Source organism: Candidatus Poriferisodalis sp. (assembly GCF_965198245.1).
GTDB lineage: Bacteria > Actinomycetota > Acidimicrobiia > Acidimicrobiales > Poriferisodalaceae > Poriferisodalis.
In genome coordinates, this window is sequence record NZ_OZ240249.1 from 1,239,853 (window position 1) to 1,252,951 (window position 13,099).

Here is a 13,099-nt window from a genome sequence, read left to right on the forward strand (position 1 = left end):
GAACTTATGACCGACACCGCCGAAGCTGCCGTCGGAATCGACCTCGGCAAGTACAAGCTGGGGTGGAGCGACGAGGAAGACTACGTCTTCAAGCCGCGCAAGGGTTTGAACGAAGAGATCATCCGCGAGATGTCCGCGCTCAAGAAAGAGCCCCAGTGGATGCTGGACTTCCGCTTGCGTTCCTACAAGATCTTCCAGCGCAAGCCCATGCCCAACTGGGGCGGGGACATGTCGCAGATCTACTTCGACGACATCTACTACTACATCAAGCCCACCGAGGGTCAGGTCGATGCCTGGGAAGAGCTGCCCGACTCGGTCAAGGACACCTACGAGAAGCTGGGTATCCCCGAGGCCGAGCGCAAGTACCTCGCCGGCGTCACGGCGCAGTACGAGTCTGAGGTCGTCTACCACCGCAACCGCGAGGACCTCGAAGCCCAGGGCGTGCTGTTCAGCGACATGGACTCCGCCGTCAAGGAATACCCCGAGATCGTGCAGCGTTATTTCGGCAAGCTGATCCCGCCGGGTGACAACAAGTTCTCAGCGTTGAACTCGGCTGTGTGGTCCGGCGGGTCGTTCATCTATGTGCCGCCCGGCGTCGAGGTGGAGATGCCGCTGCAGGCGTACTTCCGTATCAACGCCGAGAACATGGGCCAGTTCGAGCGGACGCTGATCATCGCCGACGAAGGTGCCACGGTGCACTACATCGAGGGCTGCTCGGCCCCGGTGTACACGACCGACTCGCTGCATTCAGCCGTCGTCGAGTTGGTGGCGCTGCCGGGCGCACGTATCACCTACACCACCATCCAGAACTGGTCGAACAACGTGTTCAACCTGGTCACCAAGCGGGCGGCCGCCTACGACGAGGCCCACGTCGAGTGGATCGACGGCAACATCGGCTCGCGCCTCACCATGAAGTACCCGGCCGTGTACCTGATGGGGCCCAAGGCCTCGGGCGAGGTGCTCTCGGTTGCCTACGCCGGCGCCGGCCAGCACCAGGACGCCGGAGCCAAGATGGTGCATGCCGCGCCCGAGACCACCTCGAAGATCGTCTCGAAGTCCATCTCCAAGGACGGCGGGCGCACCACCTACCGCGGGCTGGTGCGGGTCGAAGAGGGCATGAGCGGCTGCCGCAGCCACGTGCAGTGCGATGCCCTGCTGCTCGACCAGGACAGCCGATCGGACACCTACCCGTACCAAGAGATCGGCTCACGCGATGCCGAGATCGGCCACGAGGCCACGGTGTCCAAGGTCGCCGACGAGCAGCTCTTCTACCTGATGAGCCGCGGCCTGTCGGCAGAACAGGCAATGGGCATGGTCGTGAACGGCTTCATCGAGCCGGTGACGCGCACCTTGCCGATGGAGTACGCCGTCGAGTGGAGCCGGCTGATCGAGCTTCAGATGGAGGGATCGATCGGCTGATGCGCAGCCCAAAAGACTTCTTTGCCCCGCTGGCGCTCGGGGCGCCCCAACCGCTGCGCGAGGTTCCGTTCCGGCCCTCGCGCATGATCCACTTCTTCGATCCGTCGAATGAACGGATGCGGGCCAAAGTGCCCGCCATCGCACCAACCGTCGACGTGTTGCTCGGCAACCTCGAAGACGCCGTGTCTGCTGACAACAAGGACGCTGCCCGGGCCGGACTGATCGAGGTGGGCAAGGCGTGGGAACCGGGTCACGCGCAGCTGTGGACCCGCGTGAACAGCCTCGACTCGCCGTGGTTTCTCGACGACGTCTGGGCGCTGTGTCACGAGATCGGCGACAAGCTCGACGTGATCATGGTCCCCAAGGTGGAAGGCGCCTCCGACATCCACTACGTGGATCGGTTGCTGGCGCAGCTTGAGGCCCGTGTGGGGCTCGAACGGCCGCTGCTGGTGCACGCGATCTTGGAGACAGCCCGGGGGGTGGCCAACGTGGAGTCGATCTGCCTGGCGAGCCCCCGCATGCAGGGCCTGTCGCTCGGGCCAGCGGACCTCGCTGCCGACAGACGCATGAAGACGACCCGGGTCGGCGGCGGCCATCCGGGCTACCTCGTGCGCACCGATCCGGTGCCCGAGGTTGACGACGACGCTCGGACGTCGTTCCAGCAAGACCTGTGGCACTACACCCTGGCCCGCATGGTGGATGCCTGCGGCACCGCCGGGATCCTTCCCTACTACGGACCGTTCGGCGACATCGCCGATCCGATCGGCTGCGAAGACCAGTTCCGCAACGCCTACCTGCTGGGCTGCGTGGGTGCGTGGAGCCTGCACCCCAGCCAGATCAACATTGCAAAGCGGGTGTTCAGCCCTGAGCCCGCTGAGGTGGCGTGGGCGCAGCGGGTGGTGACCGAGATGGGCGACGGCACGGGTGCGGTCATGATCGACGGCAAGATGCAGGACGACGCCACGGTCAAGCAGTGCCGGGTGGTGCTGCAACTGGCTCGTGATCTGGCGGCAGCCGATCCCGATCTGGCGACGGCCTACGGCCTCGAGACCGCCTGAGATCTCCCATGAGTTCCGGCACTGCCTACGCCCGCCCGCGACGGTCGGTCCTGTACATGCCGGCGGCGAACGCTCGGGCACTGGAGAAGGCCCGCAGCATCGACGCCGACGCGCTCATCTTCGATCTCGAAGGTGCGGTGGCGCCCGATGCGAAGGAGACCGCCCGCGAGGGCGCATGCGCTGCAGCGTCTTCGGGCGAGTACGGCTACCGGGAGCTGGCGATTCGCTGCAACGGGCTCGACACTCCGTGGGGGCGTGATGACGTCGCTGCCGTCGGTGCCGCCGCGCCGTCCGCGGTGGTCATCCCCAAGGTGTCAGGCGCCGCCGATCTGGCAGCGGTGGCCGGCCTGCTGGAGGCAGCGGGTGCGCCCGATTCCACTCGCATCTGGGCCATGATCGAGACTCCGGCGGGCATTGCCAACGCCCGCGAGATCGCCGGATTCGAGCGAACCGATGCCGTAGTGATGGGCACCAACGACATGGCCAAGGAATTGCGGGCCACCATCACGCCTGATCGTGCCGCGCTGGTGCCGCACTTGGCCACCTGCCTGGTGGCTGCCCGCGAGGCAGGCGTGGGCGCTCTCGATGGCGTCTACAACGACATCCGCGATGCCAGTGGATTCGCCGCGGTCTGCCGGCAGGGAGCAAACCTCGGTTTCGACGGCAAGACGCTCATCCATCCCACCCAGGTCGAGCCGTGCAATGAAGCCTTCTCACCCAGCCTCGACGAGCTGGACTTCCACCGCCGGGTTATCGAAGCGTTCGAAGCGGCGGTCACGGAAGGTCGTGGGGTGGTAACTGTGGACGGCAAGATGGTCGAGAATCTTCACGTGGACGAGGCCCGGCGGGCCATTGCGCTCGCCGACACGATTGCACAGCGCTGAGGGACGCAGCTGCCATGCCGATGCGGACGAACTGCCAACATTACGAGAGCCGGACGTATCCGAACGGCGACACGGTGCGCAAGTGCAATCTCGACCTTGCGCCGGAGGCCCCGTGGCGCTGCCCGGAGGATTGTCCCTCCTATTCGCCCCGGCGCCTCGATGTCGGCTGGCAGCACGGTTCTCTGGGCGTTCAGAATTTCGCGAAGGAACCCGAAAGCATCGGCGTGGACGACTCCATTGCGGCGCTGCTGGATGAGGCCGAAGACATTGTGAATACGGCAGGTCCGCGCATCTTTGAAGAGGTCGCCGCCGAGCATGCTCGAACCAAGGGACTCCGGGCCAAAATGCGAGGTCGCAGCGGCAAGAAACAGCGCAAGAAGCGTCGCCGGGGCAACTGAGCCCGTCGCCGACACGCCGATAGCCTCCGAACAGTGTTCACGCCCAATCTGGTCGACGCGCTTGACGGCTCCGACGCGTTGACCAAGCGGCGCCGCGTCGCTGCAGACCGGGCGGCCGCACTTGGCTTGCCGTCGTTCACCGAAGAGGTCTGGCGCTACACCCCAATCGACGATCTCGACGCTGATCGGTACGCCTTCGGAACGCCCGGCGGTTCCGCAGGCCCGGAGGGTCTGGTCGCGGGCGTCGATGACGATGCCGCCGCAGTGATCCGCGTCACAAATGGGGCGATCGTGGATGTGTCTGTTCAGGCAGACGGCATCAGCGTGATGACACTCGATGACGGCGCCGAGGATCTGATCGGAATCGTGGCTCCTGAGGGTCCCGATGTGTTCGGCGATTGGAACCTGGCGCTGTCCGCAGCGCCGGTCGCGATCAGGATCGAGCCGGGGGCAGTGATCGCTGCACCCGTCGTCGTCCACGTTCACACCGATGCGGACGGACTGGCCTGGTTCCCCCGACTCGTCGTGGTGGCCGGACGCACAAGCCAGGCCACCGTTATCGAGCACCACACCGGCGGTGACGCGCCTGCACTCATCTGCCCACTCACCGAGCTGAGCCTCGGCGACGGTGCGCACCTCGGCCACCTCACCGTGCAGGAACTCGGCGCTGCCGCGTGGCAGCTCGTCAACCACTGCTCGGACGTGGGCCGGGATGCCAACCTGCGGATTGGGCACGTGGCGATGGGCGGCGCGTATGCCCGTGCCCGCATCGGCACGGACATGACGGGTCGTGGCGGCCACAGCGAGATCGACGCTGTGTATTTCGGCCGTGGTACTTCCACGCTCGACTTCCGCACTTTCCAGACCCACGTGGCACCCCACACCACCTCTGACCTGTTGTTCAAGGGGGCGGTCGACGACCACGCCCGGGTGGTCTACACCGGGCTGATCCGTATCGAGGCCGATGCCTTCCATGTCGTGGCTGAGCAGACCAACCGGAATCTGAAGCTGTCGCCGCATGCGTGGGCCGAGTCGGTGCCGAACCTCGAGATCGAGAACAACGACGTGCAGTGCAGCCACGCCTCCTCGACCGGTCCCGTCGACGCTGACCAGCGCTTCTACCTCGAGAGCCGTGGCGTGCCGACCGACGTGGCCGAGGCACTCGTGGTGCGGGGCTTCTTCGACGAGGTCCTCGACGCGCTGCCGTCACAGCAGATCTCTGCGTCGGTGCGCCGGCGCATCGATGAACTGGTATCCCCGGCAGGGGCGTCATGAGCGAAGCAGTCGAGGTCCGCACCGTGGTGCTGTGCCAGCAAGATGATGTGCCTGACGGCGAAGCCCGACGCTTCGATGTCGACGGTCATCGCATCGCGCTCGCTCGCATCGGCGACGACTTCTATGCCATCGGCGATCGATGCACCCACCAGAACTACTCGTTGGCCGACGGCTGGGTCTGGCCCGAAGAATGCGCGCTGGAGTGCCCTCAGCACTCGTCGAGCTTCGACCTGCGCACCGGGCGGCCGAATTGCTTCCCCGCCACCCAGCCCGTGCCGGTCTACGAGATACGCACTCAAGGCGAAGGCGTAGCGGTGGTGCTGCCATGAGCGCCAATTCCACCCACACGCTGCGCATCGAAGGGCTGTGTGCGTCCGCGGGCGGTCAGGAGATCCTCCGAGGCGTCGATCTCGAAGTGTCCTCGGGACGGGTGCACGCAGTCATGGGCCCCAACGGCTCGGGCAAGAGCACGCTCGCGCACGTGGTGATGGGCCGACCCGGCTACGAGGTCACCGCCGGTTCGGTCACCTTTGACGGAGTCGACGTCTTGAGCCTGGCTCCCTGGGAGCGAGCGCAAGCCGGGCTGTTCCTGGCGATGCAGCATCCGACCGAGGTGCCAGGTGTCTCGGCAGCCCAGGCGCTGGCCGAGGCTCTTGCATTGCGGGCCGGCTACGACAGCTCGGGTGCCGAACAGCTGGAGCGGACCCGGGAATTGCTCGAAGCCGAAGCTGCAGCAGTCGGGCTGAAGGCCGAGCTGGTGGCGCGGCCGCTGAACGTCGACATGTCAGGCGGCGAGAAGAAGCGGAACGAAACGGTCCAGCTGGCGGTGCTGCAGCCGCGCATCGCCATCCTGGACGAGATCGACAGCGGCCTCGACATCGATGCTCTGCGAGCGTGCGCCAACCGCATCGAGGCGCTCACCGAGGCCGGCCTGGGAGTCCTGGCCATCACGCACTTCACCCGGGTCCTCGAGTACCTCCGCCCCGACGAAGTCCACGTGATCGTGGATGGTCGCATCGTCGACTCTGGTGGACCCGAGCTTGCGGACGCGCTCGAGGAAGACGGTTACGCGCCGTACCTGCCCGACGAACCAAAGGCTGGCGTGGCGGTGTCCATCGGCGGGCTCGGCAGCTCCCTCGCTGCAGGCGCGCGGTCGTCACCCGCCGACGATCCGTTTGCTGACCCCTGGGCAGACCCGCTCGACGAATTGGGCTGAGCGCCGCTGAATCTTGCTGAGAGGCCGCGCGCACAGGTGAACCTTTCCGTTGTCGCACCAGTCATTTCCCGCTCTTGTTCCCAGTTTCGATTCGATACGGGCTCACGGGCCGCTCGGGCCACGGCTTCGCCTATCGGCTCAGCCTCTGGACGCGAGCGGCAGAGCGCGCTTTCGATGTGCCTGCCGGTTGGTGTTGACTGGGCAAGGGGAAACATGGGGAGGATGATCCAATGGCACGAGAGCTGTTGTCGCAGGACGAACTTGCAGGACTGGCGGCCGATCTGGGGGAGTGGGCCGTGTCGGGCAGCGAATTGCGACGCACGTTCCGCTTCGGGAACTTCGTGGAGGCGTTCGGATTTATGACTTCTGCGGCCCTAGTGGCAGAGAAGATGAACCATCACCCCAACTGGTCAAACGTGTACAGCACGGTGGAGGTCGCGCTGAACACTCACGACCGTGGCGGCGTGACCGAGCTGGACGCTGCACTGGCGCGCGCGATGGACGGCTTGGCGGGCGGCGCAAGCTGATCGCTGTTCGATGGCTCGCAGGCGCCTGAAGCGGCGCAAGAGGGGAGAACGGTCCGCAACTCCGCAGATGGTGGAGGGGACGATCGAATCGAAGCCCGGCGCGCGCCGCCTGCTGCATCAGCTCTTCGAAGCATGGGTGCGCCTGCGGCCGGCTCGGGTCACGCTCGGTGTGCGCGGACTCGTGGTCGACCCTAAAGGCCGGATCTGCTTGGTCCGCCACACCTACAGGGACGGCTGGTTCCTGCCAGGCGGCGGCGTGAAGCCACGTGAGACGCTCTCGGAGGCGGCAGCCAGAGAGCTGCGTGAGGAGACCGGCATTGTCGTTGCCGAGGCTCCCCGGAAGGTGCTCGGCGTGTACTCCTCGCGCCATGGGCGTCGCAGCGACCACATCGTCGTGTTCGTCGTCACCGATTGGCGGGTTGAAGAGTCCGTCTCGCCGGAAATTGCCGAAGTGGCGTTCTTCCCTCCGGGCGAACTGCCGCCAGGCACGACGCCAGGCACCTCGCGCCGAATCTCCGAATGGATGACCGGAGTCCCACCCGGCCACCGCTGGTAGAACGAACGACGTGACGCGCCGGCACTGGAGTTCCGAAGACGGCAGCCGTGTCGAGATCATCGACCTTGGCTCCGAGGTGCTCAGAGTGCCTGTCGGGCGCTGGCATCGACTTCTCGGTGACCTCTTGAGCCATGACGATCACGCCGCCTTTGTGCTGACCCTGGACAACGATCCGAACCTTGCCACTACATGAGTCAGACGGACCTCGATGCTCGCTGTTGGAGCCGACCGCTCGGGCGTGAGTTATACTGTTTAGTATGACTCATCGGGTGGGGCCGAAGGGCCAAGTCGTGATTCCGAAGGAGATCCGTGACCAACTCGGCATCCGACCGGGTGATCGTGTGAGCTTCTGGTGCGACGGCGACGCGGTGAGCGTGCGCCGCGTGACCGACCTTTCCTCATTGTTCGGCTGCTTGCCGAGCGAACCCGACTTGACCGAGGACTTGCTCGCAGAACGGCGAGCCGATCGTGAGCGTGAGGAAGCTCGCTTGGCCCGGTACGGGACATCGCTGGCCGATGACGAGACCGACGATCACTCTGGCTGATGGCGGTCGTGCTGGACGCTTGGCCGGTCATGCAGTTCATGCAGGGCAGGGAATCGCTTGAGCGCCGGATGTCCGAGTTGCTCGAAGGCAGCGAAGCCGTGATGTCGTGGATCAACGTCGGCGAGGTGTACTACTCGACTCGGCGTCGCTGGGGATCGCCCCTCGCAGATCGTGTGCTGCCCCGGCTCTTGGGAAACGTGACGGCTGAGATCCCAACCGCCTCACGAGTCATCGAGGCGGCGACGCTCAAGTCGGAGTATCGAATGTCCTATGCAGACGCGTTCGCTGCGGCCACCGCCGTGGCCCATGACGCCGAGCTCTGGACGGGTGACCCCGAGTTGCTCATTCCGGACGCGCCCTGGCGCTGGCGCGACCTCAGCGTAGAACTCTGACGCGCTCGGTTGAGCGCCGCAAATCGCTAGAGGCGGGGGGTGCGGGGTGGGTGGCCCATGAGGATGCGGCCGTAACCTTCCAACGCTGGGTCGAGCGCGGTGATCGCGTGCATGTTGATGGCCTGCAGGTCGGCTTGGAAACGGCCGATGCGGTTGGTGTCGCGCACGCCGCGTCCCCCGGTTGCCAGGTAGAGCGTTTCTACGGCTTCCAGGCACCGTCGCACGGCGTACGCGCAGTCGAGCCGCACCCGTGCTCGCAGCCCGAGCTCCATGAACTCCCCGTTGCGTGCGGTCTCCATGATGAGCTCAGCGGCTCGCCGCAGCAGCAGCTCGCCCTGGTCGATGAGCGCATGAGACTCGGCGAACTGCCGGTGTGTCAGCGGCCAATCGGTTTGCAGCACGTCGACGTGGCTGATGACCTTGCCGTCTACTTCCTCCGCGAACGCTGCGAGCGATGCCCGGGCGGCACCGATCGCGACCGGCGTGAGGGCGTACGCCAAAGTCGGCATGAGCGCGCTGCGCTGGATCCAACCCTGGTTGTGGGCCATGCCCGGGGTGTCGCCCGAAGCCAGCACCTCGCCGGGGACAAAATGGTGTTCGGGCACGAAGACGTCCTTGGCCACGATGCTGCTGCTGCCCGTGGCTCGCAGACCGCTGGCGTGCCAGTCGTCGAGGAAGGCGATGTCCTTGGCGGGCAGGACGAACATGCCCGAAATGGGCTCGCCGCCGTTTGGTGACGGGATGTGACCGCCCAGGACGACCCAGCCCGCGTGGTCGATGCCCGACCCGAACGGCCAGAAGCCGTTGAGCGTCCAGCCTCCGTCGACCGGGACTGTGTCGCCACGATCGGTCAGCACTCCGGCGACGTAGGTGTCCGGACCGTCGGCGTAGATCTCCTCTTGGCAGGCACTGGGCCAGTGCCCTGCGAGCCAGGCGTGGGCATTGCCCACGCACGCCAGCCAGGCGGTCGAAGGGCAGCCCTCGGCTAGCGCCGCTTGCACTTCGAGGTAGGTGATCCAGTCGAGTTCCTGACCGCCATTGGCGCTCGGTTGGCCGATCGTGAGCAACTCGGCGGCCCGCAACTCGTCGATGGCGTCGGGGGCAATCTGACGGGCCCAGGGATCGGCCGCCGCTCGGGCGGCCAGCTTCGGAGCAACCTGCCGCGCCCGCTCGACGAGTTCAGCGCGGCGATCAGCCTGCTCAGTCATGGTCCCGCCTTATCGCTGTGTGCAGGCGGACCGATCCGCCGGAAGGCTCACTCCGCCCCGGATGTCTCGTCGAGGCCGCTGGCGAGCGCGTTCCAGCCCAGCGTCGCGCATTTGATTCTCACCGGGAACTTCACCACGCCCCGCAGCGCTTCCAAGTCGCCGAGTTGGAGCACTCCGCCGTTCGACGCCCCGCCGTCGCGATCGAGGGCCTCGGATCCGTCCCCACCGATGACTTCCTCGTGGATCGACATCATGGCCTTGAAGGCCCGGGTGAGATCACGGATCTCGTTAGCGGACTTGCCAATAACCGCGGAGGACATCATCGATGCCGATGCCTGGCTGATCGAGCAGCCCTGCCCGCCGACACGCAAGTCGGTCACCGTGTCGCCATCCATCTCGAAGGTCAGCACGACCTCGTCACCGCACAGGGGGTTGAATCCCTCGCTGCGGTGCGCCGGCGGGCTCTCCAGCTCGCCGCGGTTGCGCGGGTTCCGGTAGTGGTCGAGGATGATCTCCCGGTACAGGTCTTCGAGCCCAGCCATCGGGTTTCGTTCCGCCCCAGTCCTGTTGCCGCTAGCGGCCGAACAGTGCGCCGACTTCGTCGAGCGCCTCAGCCAGCGAATCTACGTCGGAAGTGTCGTTGTACACGTACAGCGATGCCCGCGTCGTGGCGGTGACGCCGAGGCATCGCATGAGCGGCTTGGCGCAGTGGTGTCCCGCCCGCACGCACACGCCGCTCTGGTCGAGCACTTGGGAGATGTCGTGGGGATGCACGTCGCGGTACACGAACGACAGCACGCCGCCGCGCTGGGCCGGCTCCGATGGACCGTGCACGGTGATGTCGTCGCCATGGCGGTCCGTGAGCGTACGCAGGGCATACCCGGTGAGGCTGACTTCGTGGGCGCGCACGGCGTCCATGCCGAGCCCTTCCAGGTACCGCACGGCGGCCCCGAGGCCCACGATCTCCGCGATAGGCGGGGTGCCGGCTTCGAACTTGTGGGGCACCGTGTTGGGCCGGAAGCCCTCCTTGGTGACGTCAAGGATCATCTCGCCGCCACCCAGGAACGGCGGCATGTCTTCGAGCAGATCGGAACGCGCCCACAGCACGCCCACACCGGTCGGGCCGCACATCTTGTGGCCGGTGAACACCATGAAGTCCGCGCCCAGAGCGCCCACATCGGTGGGCAGGTGAGGTACGTACTGGCTGGCGTCCACGCTGATCAGCGCGCCTGCGTCGTGGGCGGCGGCCGCGAGCCGGGGGATGGGATTCAGCGTGCCTAACACGTTGCTCATGGCGGTTACCGACAGCAGCTGCGCCCCATCGAGCAAGCGGTCTAGGTCCGTCAGGTCCAGGCAGCCGTCAGCGGTAATCGGAATCCAGCGGATCTCGAAACCCCGCTCGGCGGCCAGGATGTGCCAGGGGACGATGTTGGCGTGGTGCTCCATCTCGGTGAGCACAATCGCATCAGCCGGGCCCAGGTTGGAGCCGCCCCATGAACGGGCCACCAGGTTCATGGCCTCGGTGGCGTTCTTGGTGAAGATGATTTCGTCGGCACTGGGTGCCGAAATGAATCGAGCTACGTCAGCGCGGGCATTCTCCATCAGCTCGGTTGCCGCCGCTGCGATCTCGTACGCGCCGCGATGGACGTTGGCGTTGACGGTGCGGTAGTAGTCGTCCATGGCGTCGAGCACGGCCGCCGGCTTCTGCGACGACGCGGCAGAGTCCAGGTAGACGATCGGATGGCCGTGGACGCTGCGTTCGAGCAGTGGGAACTGCGCCTTGACTGTCGTGTCGATAGGGACGTCGATGGCGACGTCGCCCGCGGTGCTCACGCCGCCGCCTTCTGCTCGAAGGGCTCGTAGCCGTCGCGTTCGAGTTCGGCAGCCAGTTCAGGACCGCCCGAGGCCACGATCCGCCCGTCGACCAGCACATGCACATGGTCGGGCTCGATCTCGCCGAGCAGGCGCTCGTAGTGGGTGATGAGCACGACGCCCATGTGCGGCCGCTCGGCGCGAACCTGCTGCAGACCAGTCGCGACCACCCGCAACGCGTCGATGTCGAGTCCCGAATCGGTCTCGTCGAGCACTGCCACATCGGGCTCCAGCAGGGCCAGCTGCAGGATCTCGTTGCGCTTGCGCTCGCCGCCGCTGAACCCTTCGTTGAGGTAGCGGTCCATGAACGACTCGTCCATGCCGAGCCGTGACATCCATTCGCCCATGGCGACATAGATCTCGATGGCCGACACGTCTTCGCCACGGCGTGCCGAAACTGCTTGGCGCAGGAAGTTGCGCACCGACACGCCGGGGATGTGCTGGGGGTACTGGAAGGCCAGGAACAGGCCGGCCTTGGAGCGGGCATCGGGATCCCATTCGGAGATGTCGTCGCCTCGATACCGGATCTCACCGCCGGTGACCTGGTACTCGGGCGATCCCAAGATCGTGGTGGCCAGCGTCGACTTACCCGACCCGTTGGGGCCCATGATGGCGTGGCACTCGCCCGCGTTGACTGTCAGATCCACGCTCCGCAGGATCTGCGGCCCGTCGACAGCTCGGACACCCAAGCCGTCGATCTCGAAGAGGGGTGCGCCCCCCGCAGCGTCCGGCGCAATGTCGGCTGCCGCGCCTCCCGGCGCCATATCGGCTGCCGAGCCTCCCGCCGCTGTGTCGCCCAATGCCATCAGACGCAGTGTATGGCTGACCCGAAATGCCCCAACCAGCGCCCCTGATGGAGATGGCGGGCGTCGCCGATCGCCTGCGCCGTCAACTGTGCCGGTCGCGCCTAGCTCGCTCGACGCGCTCGACGATCTGCTCCGAGCTGGATCGGATGGTGCGCATGGCTGCAGCCGCCAACTGCGTGGCGGCTTCGCCAAGGGTCGGTTCCGACGGCGTCGGAGAATCCGGGGCTTCGGGTTCTGGTTCGGACGCTTCAGGCTCGGCCGACGCGTCTGGTTGGGCATCGGAGACCCGCATGAACCGCGCTGTCAGCACCCCGTACCGGCGTTCGGTGTTCGCGTGGTCGAACAAGATGTTCTGCTCGGCGCTCTGGTACGCGCCGTTGCCGAACTTTTCCAGACAGCGAAACGACTGGATGGCGAATTCGGGCGCGAAGTGCTCGACCACGTCCCAGTCGAAGCAGATCGGCTCTTGCGGCGTCGGGCGATCGTGCACGTCGGTGATCACGAGCAGCAATCCGCCGGGGGCAGTGAGACGCTTCATCTCGGCGATCGCAGCTTCGAGATCGTCGACGTGGTCGAGCGAGTTGAACGAGCAGACGATGTCGAAGCTGGCATCGGGATACGGGATTGTCTCCGCGCCGGCTGCGACGTACGTCATCGCGTGTTCGGCAGCTCCCATCTGCAGGTAATCGTCAGCCAGCGGATCCACGCCTACGCGTTCGCGGGCCATCGTTGCCCACTCCAGCGACCCCCGGGGGCCGCAGCCGATGTCGAGCACCCGCTTGTCGCGGTAGTCGTCGTGGGTCAGGCCGAAGTGATCGGTGTAGAAGCGCTCGAACCAGTAGTTATCGAGCTTCCCTTCGGCGTCCTTGCGTTTCGACCAGTAGGCCAGCTCGCCGACGCCCTTGCTGACAACTTCGCCCTCAGACACCCGATCTCGCTCCCA

Annotated in this window: 17 protein-coding genes; 12 read left to right on the forward strand and 5 right to left on the reverse strand. The window is 66.0% G+C overall.

Translation table 11 applies throughout. The features are described from left to right. Positions 1 to 6: 6 nt before the first annotated feature. The 12 genes from sufB to ACOCMM_RS05925 all read left to right on the forward strand — a co-directional run bounded on the left by sufB (position 7) and on the right by ACOCMM_RS05925 (position 8,270). Positions 7 to 1,419 (forward strand): Fe-S cluster assembly protein SufB, encoded by a 1,413-nt coding sequence (sufB, locus tag ACOCMM_RS05870; protein ID WP_419552254.1) that lies wholly within the window; start codon positions 7 to 9, stop codon positions 1,417 to 1,419. Beyond that, a complete protein-coding gene (locus ACOCMM_RS05875) occupies positions 1,419 to 2,477 on the forward strand; it encodes an HpcH/HpaI aldolase/citrate lyase family protein (RefSeq protein WP_419552255.1) in 1,059 nt (352 codons plus the stop codon). The genes sufB and ACOCMM_RS05875 overlap by 1 nt, the downstream gene beginning before the upstream one ends. 8 nt (positions 2,478 to 2,485) lie before the next feature. After that, positions 2,486 to 3,361, forward strand: coding sequence for an HpcH/HpaI aldolase/citrate lyase family protein (locus ACOCMM_RS05880; RefSeq protein WP_419552256.1), 876 nt, complete (start codon positions 2,486 to 2,488; stop codon positions 3,359 to 3,361). Positions 3,362 to 3,375: 14 nt separating this feature from the next. After that, positions 3,376 to 3,759, forward strand: coding sequence for a hypothetical protein (locus tag ACOCMM_RS05885; RefSeq protein ID WP_419552257.1), 384 nt, complete (start codon positions 3,376 to 3,378; stop codon positions 3,757 to 3,759). 33 nt (positions 3,760 to 3,792) lie between these two features. After that, the gene (sufD, locus tag ACOCMM_RS05890) at positions 3,793 to 5,034 is read left to right on the forward strand and encodes a Fe-S cluster assembly protein SufD (protein WP_419552258.1); all 1,242 of its coding nucleotides are present in this window, start codon (positions 3,793 to 3,795) and stop codon (positions 5,032 to 5,034) included. After that, a complete protein-coding gene (locus ACOCMM_RS05895) occupies positions 5,031 to 5,363 on the forward strand; it encodes a non-heme iron oxygenase ferredoxin subunit (RefSeq protein WP_419552259.1) in 333 nt (110 codons plus the stop codon). Before sufD ends, ACOCMM_RS05895 begins: the two co-directional genes overlap by 4 nt. Continuing rightward, positions 5,360 to 6,250, forward strand: a complete 891-nt coding sequence (gene sufC, locus ACOCMM_RS05900; RefSeq protein ID WP_419552260.1) for a Fe-S cluster assembly ATPase SufC — start codon at positions 5,360 to 5,362, stop codon at positions 6,248 to 6,250. Before ACOCMM_RS05895 ends, sufC (ACOCMM_RS05900) begins: the two co-directional genes overlap by 4 nt. Positions 6,251 to 6,480: 230 nt before the next feature. Then, the gene (locus ACOCMM_RS05905) at positions 6,481 to 6,777 is read left to right on the forward strand and encodes a 4a-hydroxytetrahydrobiopterin dehydratase (RefSeq protein WP_419552261.1); all 297 of its coding nucleotides are present in this window, start codon (positions 6,481 to 6,483) and stop codon (positions 6,775 to 6,777) included. 10 nt (positions 6,778 to 6,787) lie between these two features. Then, positions 6,788 to 7,333: an NUDIX domain-containing protein gene (locus ACOCMM_RS05910; RefSeq protein ID WP_419552262.1), complete on the forward strand. Its 546-nt coding sequence runs from the start codon at positions 6,788 to 6,790 to the stop codon at positions 7,331 to 7,333. A 10-nt stretch (positions 7,334 to 7,343) separates the two neighbouring features. After that, positions 7,344 to 7,526, forward strand: coding sequence for a hypothetical protein (locus tag ACOCMM_RS05915; protein WP_419552263.1), 183 nt, complete (start codon positions 7,344 to 7,346; stop codon positions 7,524 to 7,526). A gap of 64 nt (positions 7,527 to 7,590) precedes the next feature. Then, positions 7,591 to 7,878, forward strand: coding sequence for an AbrB/MazE/SpoVT family DNA-binding domain-containing protein (locus ACOCMM_RS05920; RefSeq protein WP_419552264.1), 288 nt, complete (start codon positions 7,591 to 7,593; stop codon positions 7,876 to 7,878). After that, positions 7,878 to 8,270, forward strand: coding sequence for a PIN domain-containing protein (locus ACOCMM_RS05925; RefSeq protein WP_419552265.1), 393 nt, complete (start codon positions 7,878 to 7,880; stop codon positions 8,268 to 8,270). The genes ACOCMM_RS05920 and ACOCMM_RS05925 overlap by 1 nt, the downstream gene beginning before the upstream one ends. A 26-nt stretch (positions 8,271 to 8,296) precedes the next feature. Here ACOCMM_RS05925 and ACOCMM_RS05930 read toward each other — a convergent pair whose 3' ends face one another. From ACOCMM_RS05930 to ACOCMM_RS05950, 5 genes are all read right to left on the reverse strand, one after another. After that, positions 8,297 to 9,478 carry an acyl-CoA dehydrogenase family protein gene (locus tag ACOCMM_RS05930; protein WP_419552266.1) on the reverse strand — a complete coding sequence of 394 codons (1,182 nt, stop codon included), beginning with the start codon at positions 9,476 to 9,478 and terminating at the stop codon, positions 8,297 to 8,299. Positions 9,479 to 9,525: 47 nt separating this feature from the next. Next, positions 9,526 to 10,020 carry a Fe-S cluster assembly sulfur transfer protein SufU gene (gene sufU / locus ACOCMM_RS05935; protein ID WP_419552267.1) on the reverse strand — a complete coding sequence of 165 codons (495 nt, stop codon included), beginning with the start codon at positions 10,018 to 10,020 and terminating at the stop codon, positions 9,526 to 9,528. A gap of 31 nt (positions 10,021 to 10,051) precedes the next feature. Beyond that, positions 10,052 to 11,311, reverse strand: a complete 1,260-nt coding sequence (locus tag ACOCMM_RS05940; RefSeq protein WP_419552268.1) for a SufS family cysteine desulfurase — start codon at positions 11,309 to 11,311, stop codon at positions 10,052 to 10,054. Beyond that, positions 11,308 to 12,156, reverse strand: a complete 849-nt coding sequence (gene sufC / locus ACOCMM_RS05945) for a Fe-S cluster assembly ATPase SufC (protein ID WP_419552269.1) — start codon at positions 12,154 to 12,156, stop codon at positions 11,308 to 11,310. The genes ACOCMM_RS05940 and sufC (ACOCMM_RS05945) overlap by 4 nt, the downstream gene beginning before the upstream one ends. Before the next feature lie 82 nt (positions 12,157 to 12,238). Next, positions 12,239 to 13,084 carry a class I SAM-dependent methyltransferase gene (locus ACOCMM_RS05950; protein WP_419552270.1) on the reverse strand — a complete coding sequence of 282 codons (846 nt, stop codon included), beginning with the start codon at positions 13,082 to 13,084 and terminating at the stop codon, positions 12,239 to 12,241. Positions 13,085 to 13,099 lie beyond the last annotated feature (15 nt).